The following is a 13,568-nucleotide window of genomic DNA, read 5'->3' on the forward strand; positions in this document are numbered from 1 at the left end:
TTTATATTCATAAGACAACTTTTACTGGAGGTCATCATGAATATAATTTCCTTTCTTCTCTATTGCATTGTAGTTACATGTTCACCCGGTCCTGCCAATATTGTTATTCTTTCTTCCGTGCAACATTCAGGGGCTAAGAAAACCATGCGGTATGTATACGGGGCTACGATGGCTTTTGGTCTATTGCTTATCCTTTCTACCTTGATGAATCGTGTTCTGGTGGAGGTCATCCCAAATATCCTGATCATTATGCAAGTCGTCGGAAGTATATATATGCTCTATCTTGCTTATAAAATCTTTAAAATGGGTGCAACGGAAGACAAGCCTAATCCAAATGCCAATTTTCGGTCGGGTTTACTTATGCAACTTGTGAATCCTAAAGTGCTCTTATTTACTTTAACAGTCATTCCCAGCTATGTAATGCCATTCTATACTTCTTCTCTCACCTTATTTATGTTTGTTATAATAATAACTGTGATCGGATTTTTTGCTTTTACGACATGGGTTGTATTTGGGGCAATCTTCAGAGCATTTCTGCAAAATCACCAAAAAGTTCTAAATACTCTGATGGCACTATTTTTAGTATACTCTGCCATTATGATATCGGGAATCCTATAAGTCGTGGAGGTTAAGAGCGTGGAGAAATTCAACTATAAAAAGTCAGCAGATATCCTAACATTGTCAGCTAGCATGAGTGATTTCACTTATAAAAAACATTGCCATGAGGAATACGCAATCGGTGTCACCTTACGTGGCATTCAGCAATATAACCTTGATGGTAGCTTGCAATCCTCTCATAAAAATGGCGTAATGCTATTTAATCGAGAGCAAACGCATGATGGCAATTCATATGATAAAGCAGGTATTGATTATGTCATGCTATATATCAAACCAACCTTGATACAAGAGATCCTTGGAAAAAAAGAACTTCGCTTCGCCTCTCCCATTCTATACGATGACAAATTGGCACAGTGCATATTAGCGCTAAGTCATGCCATCCAGAATGGCAAAGAGGAGTCCTTGTGCAATGAGCTGTTGTTAAACCTGGTTCATCTAGTATCTAATACTGAACTAGTTACAGAGCACAGGATAAATAATAAATTTGTCAAAAAAGCAAAGGAAATGATGTACTGCAGTTTAGAACATGTACTGAAACTAGATGATCTCTGTAAAGAGTTTGGACTTTCCAAATATCAATTTATCCGAGAGTTTAAGACACATACAGGAATATCACCTTATCAATTTTTCTTAAATTGCAAGGTAGAGCATGCCAAGCAATCCATTGAGAAAACTAAGGATATCTATGCCGCTGTAGTAGATTGTGGATTTGTGGATTTAACTCATTTGAACCGGCATTTTAAAAGCGTGTTTGGCATAACCGCACATGAATACAGGTTACAACTGCATTGAGCAGAAGTAACCTGTATTCATCATGATTTATGAAATTTGACCATTCACCATTGTCCAGCACACTTTAAATTCATCATCCAAGAGGACCAGATCAGCATCAAAGCCGGATGTTATTGTCCCCTTTTGTTGAAGTCCAAGAATATTGGCCGGCGTAGTTGAAGCCATCTTTACGGCGTCTATCAATGGAATTCCAGTTTCGACAGTATAACGTAAAGCTTCATTCATAGTCACTGTGCTTGAAGCTAGCGTTCCATCCTTCAGTCTCGCTACCCCCTCGGATACCGTAACATGATGGCCTCCGAACATATAATCCCCATCACCTAATCCCATAGCTTGCAGTGCATCTGTAATCAAGACCATTCCTTCTGGTCCTTTCAAGGTATGCATTAATCGAATAATTGCAGGGTGCAGATGGACGTTGTCCACAATCGCTTGAAGGCTTACATGCTTCTCTTCAAAAGCAGCCACAATTACCCCTGGATCTCGATGATGGATAGGCCGCATGCCATTAAAACAATGCGTAACATGACTTGCCCCCGACGCAAAGGCTTGTTTAGCTTCTTCATATGTGGCATCCGAATGAGCGATGGCTATAACTACACCCTTTTCTTTCAAAAAGGAAATGAGCTCCATCCCTCCCGGCAACTCCGGAGCGATTGTAACCATCTTAATAAGTGAACCCGCTTCTTCAAAAATCAGGTTCATTTCTTCTAAGTTGGGGTGGCGTAGATACTTTTCGTTCTGCATTCCTTTTCGCTTCGGGTTCAAGTAAGGTCCTTCTAAATGAATACCTGCGATCTTTGCGCCCACTTCATGTCCAATCACACGCTTGACACTACGAATCATTTCTAAAAGATCTTCTAGCGTAGAACTCACAGATGTAGCCAGAAATGAGGTACAGCCAGATGAAGCACAAGCACTTGAGACCTCTTGGATACTCTTTTCCGTACCGTCCATCATATCGAAGCCATTGGCGCCATGAATATGAACATCTATCATCCCGGGTACTAATAAATGGCCACCACCATCGATCCGTTCATATTGTCCCTCTGGAATCGAAAGATCCTCTGTATCTATCTTTATGATTTTCCCTTCAGAAATCCACACATTAGCCGCTGGGACAATACGATTCTGAAGCGCCACTTGTACATTTTGCAGAATATAAGACATAAATATCCTCCTCTGTTTTGTTATCAGTCTTGCTCTCGAGCCTCTTCAGTTTCTTCTGGACATTCAATCACTGTGATGTTCTTCTGATCTAGAATTTCTCTGATCTCACTGGGGAGTTCCCGATCGGTAATTAGAATGTCAACGAACTCAAAGTCTAGACGGAAAAATGATTTGCCAATAAATTTGGTGTGATCAGCCACTAAGATGACTTGATCTGATCTTCGGGCCATTTCTCTCTTCACCCGCACATCTTCTTCATATGGATAATAGAGTCCATCAGCACGGATCGCGGATGCTCCAATAAAGGCTTTATCAGCACGGATTTCACTAAGTTTATCGATAATAGAAGGGCCATATAACAAGCGGTTTTTCACATTCAAGTAACCACCAAGAACATAAATTTGCAGATCCTCCCGCTGTGACAAGATCCCTACGTTATCAATCGAGTGCGTGACAACCGTAATATCCTTCGCGCTGATCTGTTCTGCTACAAACTGCACGGTGGTTGATACATCTAAAATCACAGTCTCATGATCTTGGATAAGCTGCGCCGCAGCCTTCCCTATCCTCTGCTTACTCTCAGATTCATCGATCAATCGATCCTGATAAGATAACAATTCTTTTTGTAACTCAGGTAACGATACCCCTCCATGCGTTCGGATCACAACACCTTCTTGTACTAATCTAACAATATCCCTACGTGCGGTATCTCTGGATACATCAAATTGCGTACAGATCTCTTGAACACTCATCGATTGGTGTTGTTTCAAATATTCGAGTATTTTTAACAATCTCTCCTCTTGAAACATCATGTATGCACCTCCTAAAGTCATCATAAGTTATTAAGTAAGTATTTGCAAGTATTAAATACGTAATTATAAGTATATGTAAGTATTTTGCGCAACTTATCTTCATTGATATTCGCAAAAAAGACGTTAGCCAGATGAATGTACATCCGTTAACGTCCTTCAATTCACTTCATAGTGCGATTCCAACTCTTTTGGATCTTTCGAATAAAAACGATTTGCCCCACGTGATACGCGTTATGTGTTGTCACATTGCCTATTACTTCCCACCACTGACTGCCTTGGAATTCTTGAACATCGGCATCCAATTGTTCCTTTGTAATCAGTTCCTGCCAACATAAAAGAACTTCTAAGAGTTGTTGTTGAAGCTCTTGGAACGTTACTCCTTCTGCAACGACAAAGGTATTATTGTTATCCACTGAAGGAACCGCATGGACACTCTTTTCTTTATACCTTGTTTGCCAAGTTTCATTCCAGTAGAGCAGATGCTGCACTATCTCAGCAATACTATTGCTTTCTTCCGTTACTTTCCAAAATGCTTCTTCTTCTCTTAAGTCTTTTACGGCTACCTCAAAGGGCACATACCAACTTGGATCATTCGCATTAGCTAGCAACTGGTTAGCCAGAACATCATATGCATGAAACATTCTTACTTCACCTCATTATTTAGATCATTATCAGCAAATCAAGTGCCGCAGAAGGTTCGATATGGACGTGCTGATTCCTCAGGTAGTGCCGAGTATTCATCCTGTTCAGGGGAATACGCGTAAGGATTGGAAAGAGCTTTAAGCAATCGCTCCATCACACTGTAATCTTCCTGTTGTACTGCTGCTTGGAGCGCTTCTTCTACCCTGTGGTTCCGCGGAATGATCGCAGGATTACTATTGCGCATTAGCTGCAGCGAAACCTCTTTCGATTGCTGCTGTCTGCTAAGTCTAGCCTGCCATAACTCTTGCCACTTCGTAAATTCCGCTGCACCAAACAGAGCGGTTTCTTCCAGCTTCTCTAAAGTTAGGGCACGGAAGGTATTGGTATAGTCTGCCCGATATTTCTGCATCAAATCTAGCAGATCCTCAATTAGCGCTACATCCTCTACCTCTTCGTTGAAGATTCCGAGCTTCGCCCTCATACCTGAGAGCCAGTGATGGTAAGACCGCTCTTTAAAATCTGCAATTTCCTCTTCAGCGAGCTGAATCGCCTGTTCTTGATCATCAGCCAGCAATGGCAGGAGAGCCTCCGCGAATCTCGCGAGATTCCAAGAGGCAATACCCGGTTGATTGCCATAGGCATAACGACCCTGCTGGTCAATGGAACTGAATACCGTTTCTGGGTGATACACATCCATGAAGGCGCAAGGACCATAATCAATCGTTTCTCCGCTAAGCGCCATGTTGTCGGTGTTCATTACTCCGTGAATAAATCCTACCAGCTGCCACTTGGCAATTAATTCAGCCTGACGTCCAATCACTTCTCGAAGCAGGAAAAGATAACGATTCTCTTGAGAAACAGCTTCCGGATAATGTCTTTGTAATGTGTAATCTGCCAGAGTACGGACATCCTCAACAGTACCCCACGCTGCAACATATTGAAAGGTGCCCACCCGTAGATGACTTGCAGCAACTCGGGTCAGAATAGCACCAGGCTGCTCTGTTTCTCGAATGATCGTTTCTCCAGTAGTTACCACTGCCAAGCTGCGAGTGGTAGGAATACCCAAACCATGCATGGCTTCGCTGATGATATATTCACGAAGCATCGGTCCAAGTCCGGCTCGGCCATCGCCACCACGAGAATATGGTGTTCTTCCCGCGCCCTTAAGCTGAATGTCTACGCGTTCACCTTGGGGTGTGATCTGCTCACCAATCAGCGCAGCTCGGCCGTCACCTAACATGGTAAAATGTCCGAATTGATGTCCAGCATACGCTTGAGCAAGCGTTACAGTACCTTCAGGGACTTCATTGCCTGCAAGATTCTGAACACCCTCCTTACTATGTAGTGCTGTGCTATTCAGCCCTAAGGCAGTAGCCAATGTTTCATTTAAAATAACTAACTCCGGCTTACGCACAGGAGTTGGTTTGATCCTTGTAAACATGGATTCCGGCAGATGAGCATAACTGTTCTCAAAGTTCCATCCTATATCTATCTTCTCCGTCATAATATCTCCTTTTTATACCATCAGTCTATGCCTTTATGATCTCAGAATAAGTTATGTTAAAATTTAATGCAAATCTTCGCAATAACAAATACCCTTACTGAATAGATAAAAAGACCGCCCAGTCTCCTGCCATTCATGTAGGGAACCAGACGGTCTTAAATTAAGATGTTCTAACCTGTTATTACCTTAAAGGAAGCTAATTCGCTCCGCCTTTGGAGAGCATGATATTTAAGATGGTCTTGTCAGTATCCGCCAGACCTTCCTGAACCAGCCGCTCCATGTTGCGGATAGTGTCTTCCACCTCTTCGAAAATAACTCCATCCTTGGTTGTAGGAGCAATATTGTTCATCGCCAGTGTGGCTGCCTGAATCGCCGTATTGGTGGAGGTGGATATCTTCAGCGCACAGGTTGAATTTGCACCGTCGCAAATCATACCTGATAAAGAGGCTATCGTATTCTGTATCCCATGCTTGATCTGCTCAAGAGTGCCGTCCATGAGATAAATAATCCCGCTATTCGCTCCAACTCCACCTGCAATTCCTGAACCACATAAAGGCGACAACCGCCCAATATAATGCTTGATATGCACAGTGACCAGATTACTTAGTGCAAGCGCCCGAGCTAGCGTCTCTTCATCCTTGCCAAGTAATTCCGCCAAAGATATAACAGGAAGCGTACAGGCGATGCCTTGATTACCGCTGCCCGCTGTTGTCATCACAGGCATTGCGCTGCCATCCATGCGAGCATCTGAAGCCGCAGCAGTAGCCGCTATTATTTTGTTCGCTACATCATTGCCGAACAAATTCACAGCAGATTGCTGATTCATCTTCTTCCCTACTTGCAACCCATAATCGCCTCGGAGTCCCTCTTCGGAAATCGCTTTGTTCATCCGAGCGCCTTCCAAGAGGAAGCTAAGGTCTGAAAATGGAGCCGTAGTTATAAACTCGAATATCCGATCTACAGAGCCTTCATAGGTTTCAGTATCAGAAAGTCCAGGCTTACCACAATCTGCTTTAGACTTCTTAGGTGTCACTTTTTTCCCGTCCAGAGCCAGATATTCTATATTAGTGTGTTCTTTAGCAAGGATGGCAGTCGCTGTATGATTCTCTGTCTTCACCTGTGCTTCAATATATAATTTCTCAGGAGTGTCCATTATCTCCACTTTTAGCAGCTTTCGATCAAGCAGGTCATTTGCCAGCTTTAGCTCATCCTGAGTCAGACCTGATAGGATTTCCAGCTCCTTGTGCGAACGTCCGACCACCGCACCAAGGGCTGCTGCGATAGGCAGACCTGTCTGGCCTGTCCCAGGGATACCCACTCCCATTGCATTTTTAATAATATTACCACTGAGATGCAGCTGAATCCCCGTTATTTCTTCCTCGAGAAGCTCTGCCGCCAAGGAGACGGCATACGCAACTGCGATCGGCTCTGTGCAGCCTTCTGCCGGTACGACTTCCTTGTGCAAAATTTCCAATAAGTTGCCCATGTATGCTTTTCCCCCTTCTCTCTCCCACTTGGAGTCATTTCTATATAGTAACGCAGAGTGAAGTTTCAGGGAATCCTTTTTCCTTTTTCTTCTCTAGAAGCTTCTGCTAGATCAACATCTTACATGCTTGCGTTTAAAACCAAGCCGAGCCTTGTCGACTGCTTTTTGAATATTTGCGTACGCGTGAATCAATTTACTCTTTGCCTTATTCTTATCAACTTCAATTGGCCCTACAGTTCTTGCGGTTTCACTGGCCTTATCATGAAGTGGCGAATAAGATACGGCCACTGTGTACATGAAATTATTCATTGCGTATTGGGTACGTTCTGGAGAATCATGAATCGTATTTTCCACCATCTCAAGCATACCAGCAAGCTTGCTTTCGGAAAACTCAACATCCGGCCGACTGCCAAGCAGCCAGCAGTAACAGCTCCAGCCCGCTGACATTCTCAGCTCTTCACCACTCGCGATCCATTTATCGGCAACTTGTTGTGCAATATCTGCTTCTGCCAAGGTTACTGCCACTACAAAGTCGGACAGCATATAAAAATAAGCCGCATCCATCCATCGGTCATAATCCGCTTCCGTCATTGCATTGGGATCAGCAATGATGCCGGCAAAATACATGGCATCATAGTTCCCAGTCGCGTAAAGTTCCTCAGCCAATGGCTGATTTATTTTGGTTTTCTTGAAGATTGGCTTCATTGCTCCGGTAGCCACGCCAAATAGCGGTTCCTTTGCTCCATTAGACATATATATTTTCTTGGTTCGTTCCTTGCCAAGCGCTTCCAGCTCCTGCATGACCATCTCTAAATCCACTATTTAACACTTCCTTTTTCAAAGTTCTTTCCCAAGCTATCTTAGGTTTGTACTAGTTAAAGAAAGTGTACTGTATGGGTTTCCTTGTCGCAAGTTAAGTTTCCGAAGGAATACTTATGGGTGCGCAAATAACCACCTATATTATTAGGTGGTTATTACCTCAACCTTTTACAGAACCGATTGTAATTCCAGCAACGATCTTTCTGGACACAAGAAGATAAAGTATAAACGTGGGCAGAAACACCAGAAGTGATGCAGCAAAAATACCCGAGTAATTACCAGTATTCGTATATCCTACTACGATGGATTGAAGAGCTAATGCTATTGGATGTCGATCCGGATTATTAGCAAAGATCAGAGCATAAAAATATTCATTCCAGATCCCCATCACATTAAAAATCGTTAACGTCAAAATACCAGCCTGTGCCATAGGTAAGATGATTTTGATAAAAGCTTTAATCGGCCCACATCCATCGATCGCTGCTGATTCCTCCAATTCTTTCGGAATGGATGCAAAGAACCCTGTAAGCAAAAATACAGCAAAAGGGACATTCGTAAAAATGTATACAAAGATTAACGTAAATGTTGAGCCTGTTAAATTCAATGAATAAAATAACGAAAACAACGGGATCGAGATCAGTAGCCCCGGAACTGATAATGCCGAGATAAACATTAAATCAACTAACCTTTTTCCCCTAAACTGAATTCGTCCCAATATATAAGCAGCCGGAGCTGCAACAACAATAATACCTACGCAAGAGGTTACCGTATAAACTAGACTGTTCAAAAAGTACAAGCCGATCTTCGTTTCTTCGAATAATCGGGTATAGTTAGAGAAATGAAATCCGCTCGCCAGTAGTTTGTTCGTAAATATCTCTCTTGTTGTGCTGAGTGAAGCAAGGAATGCGTATCCAAAAATAATAATTGTAAAGATAAGCCAGACTACTAATGGAACATATCGTATGATTCGAGTGATTGAGTGAAGACGCATATTGTCTCCTCCTTCCTAGTATTCTAAACGATCCTTCCTAAACAACAGACCAATCAAGAAGGAAAAGCCAATAATTGCAACAGTAATCAACACACCAATCGCAGCCCCTGCTCCAACATTGAAAGCTTGCGTATCAGAAATTCTCTCCCCACCAAATACCTTCAAGTACATATAATAGCCAGGAGTCATCGTATGTGGATCATTTCTCCCGAAAATGGAAGACCATACAAAGAAGTTAATGGCTGTAACCGTCCATAACACCAGCGTGGTCTTAAACACATCACGGAGTAACGGAAGAGTAATATGGAAGAACTGATATACTGTGTTTGCTCCTTCCAATAATGCTGCTTCGTAGTAATCATTAGGAATCCGATCCATGGCCGCACCAAGAATTAATAAGAAATAACCAATTGATCCAAAACAAAAAGCGATCAGCATGGATAAAAATATATGCTGGTCATCCGTCCATTGAATATTGGCTAATTGTTCAAGTCCAAGAAGGCGAAATACATGTGTCAACAATCCAAAGGTTGGATTATACACATACTGAAGCCATATTACTGACATGACAACAACAGATACAGTATTAGGCAGGTAAATCAAGGCTCTCCAGAAGCCTTTGAAACGAACGCCGGAGGAAATAAGCACGGAGAAGAAAAAAGCCATAACGAAAACAATGAGTCCACCAATAATCCAAATCTTAAGCACATTTAATGAAGAATTTAAAAAATAGGAATTATGAAATAACCCCCAGTAATTGTCTAAACCAATAAATTTCCATTCACTGATACTACTGTTTATATTAGATATCTCGTAAAAGCTCATAAACACTGCCCGCAAGGTTGGATAAAAAAAGATCGACATATAAACCAGGGTAGCAGGCAGAAGGAATAGCATCATAATCGGTTTACTAATTCTCATCTTTGTATCCCCCGCATCATAATGTGCAACTTATTCTTCCTTATACTTTAAAAAATCTATATGCAGCCGCCGCTAGTGACCGCCACATATAGATTTACATAAAATCTAGATTGAACAAAAAGACTCGAGAAAAGGGAACGAAGTGACGGAGGGTAATTTTGGAATTGTTATGTTTTATTTACCAGCGTAGAATTTCTTAGCTTCCGCACTTAGCTTCGGCCCGAATTCTTCTGGCTTCAGTTTGCCAGTGATGAGTTCCATGAAGGTAGGCACAATGGTAGCAAGCGTAAAGTCGCCTCCATCACCAATACCTCCACCCCAAGGCATATTTTCTTTTGCATTTAGAAAAGCAGCTTCTGCTTCAGCAAGCATCGCAGGCCATTCAGAATCAATAGTTGCTGGGATCGCAAGTGCATCCTTCGCCATTTTTTCTTGTATCTGCTTACTAACGATATGTTTGATAAGCTCAAAAGCAGCCTCTGCATTCTTGCTCGATTTATTAATGAACATCCCTTGAGATCCAAAGATCAACCCTTGTTTTCCACCTTTACCGTTTCCATTTGGAACATCTGGGAATTGAAACGTGCCCCATTTGAAATCTGGTCCTGAGGTGGCAAGCACTTCATTCGGAAGCCATGTTCCATTTAGATAAGCGGCAGAACCACCAAGCACGAGATCTTGCTGAGCCGCAGGATATTTACTTCCGGCAATTTTATTAGAGAAAAAACCTTTAGCGTTTAAATTAGCCATATCTTTAGCGAATTGAAGAATGATTGGATCATTCCACATCTCACCGGTCTTATCCTGCACAAGCTGGCTTACCCAATCTGCCCCCATCGCATTTGCCAGATAGGATCCAATAAATAAGTCCCGATATGCGTCATCAAAGGTAAGCGGTGCTGAACCTGCTGCTTTGATTTTTTCAGCATCTGCAAGGAATTCTTCCCAAGTGGCAGGTGCTTTTGTTATCCCAGCTTTCTCATACACTTCCTTGTTATAGAAAAAGAGTACTGCATACGGTTGCTGCGGAATCGAATAAATACCTTCTTCTAAACCGTACTTTGTGGATAGCGATTGTATCCAGCTTAACAAGCTTGGAATCATTGAATCCTTTACTGACTTGCCTTCCATTCCGATGGATGGCTCCGCAAGCAAATCATCAAGCTTCATAACGTAATCTTTCATCCCTTGAATACCAGCTGGGCTACCTGGATCGGCTTCCCAGATATCAATTTGCTCTCCTCCATCCAAAGCAGGCTTGATCAATTTTAAGATATCACGACCGGTAAATTTCAGATCCACTTCAACTTCTGGATTAGCCGCCTTGAATTCAGCAACTGCAGACTCAATAACCTTCGCTTGTGGTTCAGTGCTGCTCCACATCGACCAGAATACTACCTTACCTTCTAGTCCAGAAGCTTTAACTTCGGTGGTAGCCTCAGTTGTAGCTGTAGGGGTGTTCTCCTTAGTTGCTTCAGGCGGGGCAGCATTGTTCGTGGTATTGCTTGATCCACAACCAGCCAATAACGTTAGAACCATCGACATAGCAAGCAACAAACCTGTGAGCTTCTTTTGTCTTTTTTTCACGTGTGTAGCATCCCCCTCAAATATGAAAGTGCTTTCACAAGTAAGTATATAACGAAGCAACTCAGGTCTAACATCGACGATATTGAACAAAGCATGCACAATTTTATCTAAATTTTAATCACCTTCAGCATCCTAAAAAAAAGAGAGCTTCGATTAAAATCATCGAAACTCTCTCTTGGTTAAGCTCCCACTATTCTAAAATCAATGTTATTAGGCGGTGGATATAGGGTGATAGCTTCCTTCATTAATTCTTCAGATAATACAGTATTTCGGCTCTCCGCTAGCTTTTTAGCTTGAAATTTATACCACAGCTCCACAATCGTAACTTCGCCTTCACGAATCACAGCAAATTCTTTCTGGAATAAGTATAATAGGAATTCATTATGACCCAACTCCTGAGCAGCAGCTCCAATAATAATTTGGAGACGATCACTTTGCCTGAACTCTTCAGGAAGTGATTCGTACACACTCCAAGCCTTAGCAAATTGTTTATTTCTAATCAACATGCTAATATACTCATCTGCAAATGCTCTGTCAGGAAAGCCATTGTATAAAGAATACGCCAGTTCATAATAGACCAGAGCCTGATCTGCCTCTCCTCTCTGTTCAGAGGTAATCGCCAGATTACGATAAACCCAAGCAGACGGCTTCAATTCAAGCGATTGATACCATGCAGTTATTGCTTGATCTTCCTTTCCATACTCATAGAGCATAATGCCGTAATGCAAGTAGGAATTCCATATTTGATTATCTGCATGCTCTAGACTGGTACGAAGCAATTCCATCCATTCTTCTTGGACCATCCAAGAGGCCGGAATATCTTGCACATCTCCCACTGGCAAACCTCCCTCTTGTAACAGGGCTAACCATGGAAGTTGCGGTGCTGCAATACTGGATTCCAAGAATAGAAATCCATCCGGAATCGACCTTTCATTATGAGCTTTTCTACGAATGTCCTCAAGTGCTCCCCAGCCTGAGCCTGAGTGCAATAGTTCTGATGGTGTTAAATTAGCATAAGCTTGCAACTTCTCATGAAGAATATACACCTCATCTTCTTGCAATTGTTCATTGACTTGCGTTTCAATAAAATCCCGAGCCTCAGACCAATCGCTTTGATTTGCCTTATGTGCATCCACCTGAGTAATACCGAATATTTGAGTGAAATCCCATATTGAATTTGCAGGCATGTCTAGTCCATGCATCTGTGTTGGAGCAAGCCCTGCTTGTATCTCAACATAATTACCTTCGCCTGGCTTCGCTAAGAAATCACACCATCTTCTACCACCTGCATGGTTGCCCCAGCAAAATAATTTACGATATCTTAAGAGGCTAGTCGAACGTTCGTAGAATAAACTACCATCCTCATAGGCAATTGCTTCCCACGGGGATTTATAATCTGCTTCTGTCTGAAAAAAATACTCGTTAGAGAAAGGAATTCTCATTGGATATGACGAGTCTTCATTTGGAACTGAAGGAAGCACTGGCAAATCTCCCAATCCAAACCCCTTCACTTGGTGATCAATATAGATAACCTTACTAGTGGATGAGAATACTCTTGATTGCAAGGTTTCCGGTGCTGCAATATTTGTCCAATAATACATAGGAATCGACGCTTTGCTATCATTAATGATTCTTACATAGACAGAGAGCTCCTTAGCCCCTTGAGGAAGATGAAAATCAATATGCCAAAAAATGTTTTTACAACGCTCATATTCATAAATTCTTAGAAATTCATTGCCCTTATCATCCATCAATTTGGCAGCATGCACGGGAGAGGCGGTCGTAAAGGTGTGACCTACCTGTCCCACATTCCATTCAATCCCTCCAGAGAACCAAGCGTTTAGAATCGCTAAATTAGCCGGTTGAAAGACAGGATTTGTATACAATATATCTTTGTTCGTACGTTTATCTTTAAGCGAATAGAGTCTACCTCCATACTCAGGTAAAAAGACTGCTTTTAAGATGTCATTTTCCAATACAATCGACTTCATAACCATCGGTTTTCTTTCACGTGTATAGCGATCCTGCATGCGATAAGGTAAATATCTCCCACCTGTATGTTCACCCAGCTGCTGTCTCAATTCTGGCGTAAGTGTACCATTATCTCCTACTTTTGTATGATGGTCTCTGTTTCTGAACATTGGAAGAGGATTCTCTCCTTCTAATAATGCACCTTCAAGAGTTAATGTTGAAATGACTACACTCATTCACGTCACATCCAATCCC

General features: G+C 42.1%; 12 protein-coding genes. 2 read left to right on the plus strand and 10 right to left on the minus strand.

Going from position 1 to position 13,568, the window contains the following annotated elements:
* Window positions 1–36: 36 nt before the first annotated feature.
* Window positions 37–618: a LysE family translocator gene (locus NYE25_RS10095; RefSeq protein ID WP_341145830.1), complete on the plus strand. Its 582-nt coding sequence runs from the start codon at window positions 37–39 to the stop codon at window positions 616–618.
* A gap of 18 nt (window positions 619–636) precedes the next feature.
* Window positions 637–1,410, plus strand: coding sequence for an AraC family transcriptional regulator (locus NYE25_RS10100; protein ID WP_341145831.1), 774 nt, complete (start codon window positions 637–639; stop codon window positions 1,408–1,410).
* Between the two features lie 27 nt (window positions 1,411–1,437).
* On the opposite strand, the gene nagA is transcribed toward NYE25_RS10100, so the two are convergent.
* The 10 genes from nagA to NYE25_RS10150 form a co-directional block, all read right to left on the minus strand.
* Window positions 1,438–2,580, minus strand: coding sequence for an N-acetylglucosamine-6-phosphate deacetylase (gene nagA, locus NYE25_RS10105; protein WP_042189726.1), 1,143 nt, complete (start codon window positions 2,578–2,580; stop codon window positions 1,438–1,440).
* Window positions 2,581–2,603: 23 nt separating this feature from the next.
* Window positions 2,604–3,389, minus strand: a complete 786-nt coding sequence (locus NYE25_RS10110; protein WP_081382852.1) for a DeoR/GlpR family DNA-binding transcription regulator — start codon at window positions 3,387–3,389, stop codon at window positions 2,604–2,606.
* Window positions 3,390–3,553: 164 nt separating this feature from the next.
* Entirely contained in the window at window positions 3,554–4,033 is a 480-nt protein-coding gene (locus NYE25_RS10115) for a DinB family protein (RefSeq protein WP_076286542.1), read from the minus strand.
* A gap of 38 nt (window positions 4,034–4,071) precedes the next feature.
* Window positions 4,072–5,538, minus strand: coding sequence for a protein adenylyltransferase SelO (locus NYE25_RS10120; protein ID WP_341145832.1), 1,467 nt, complete (start codon window positions 5,536–5,538; stop codon window positions 4,072–4,074).
* A gap of 196 nt (window positions 5,539–5,734) precedes the next feature.
* Window positions 5,735–7,024, minus strand: a complete 1,290-nt coding sequence (locus tag NYE25_RS10125; protein WP_341128704.1) for an L-cysteine desulfidase family protein — start codon at window positions 7,022–7,024, stop codon at window positions 5,735–5,737.
* A gap of 111 nt (window positions 7,025–7,135) precedes the next feature.
* Window positions 7,136–7,843 (minus strand): DNA alkylation repair protein, encoded by a 708-nt coding sequence (locus tag NYE25_RS10130; RefSeq protein WP_042189737.1) that lies wholly within the window; start codon window positions 7,841–7,843, stop codon window positions 7,136–7,138.
* Between the two features lie 160 nt (window positions 7,844–8,003).
* Window positions 8,004–8,834: a carbohydrate ABC transporter permease gene (locus NYE25_RS10135; RefSeq protein ID WP_076286546.1), complete on the minus strand. Its 831-nt coding sequence runs from the start codon at window positions 8,832–8,834 to the stop codon at window positions 8,004–8,006.
* Window positions 8,835–8,849: 15 nt separating this feature from the next.
* Window positions 8,850–9,755, minus strand: coding sequence for a carbohydrate ABC transporter permease (locus NYE25_RS10140; RefSeq protein WP_339242342.1), 906 nt, complete (start codon window positions 9,753–9,755; stop codon window positions 8,850–8,852).
* Between the two features lie 174 nt (window positions 9,756–9,929).
* On the minus strand, window positions 9,930–11,342 hold the full coding sequence (locus NYE25_RS10145) for an ABC transporter substrate-binding protein (RefSeq protein ID WP_076299338.1): 1,413 nt from the start codon (window positions 11,340–11,342) through the stop codon (window positions 9,930–9,932).
* A gap of 179 nt (window positions 11,343–11,521) precedes the next feature.
* Entirely contained in the window at window positions 11,522–13,549 is a 2,028-nt protein-coding gene (locus tag NYE25_RS10150; protein WP_341060173.1) for a DUF5107 domain-containing protein, read from the minus strand.
* Window positions 13,550–13,568 lie beyond the last annotated feature (19 nt).

Origin of the sequence: Paenibacillus sp. FSL E2-8871 (genome assembly GCF_038000345.1) — a bacterium.
Classification (GTDB): domain Bacteria; phylum Bacillota; class Bacilli; order Paenibacillales; family Paenibacillaceae; genus Paenibacillus_AQ.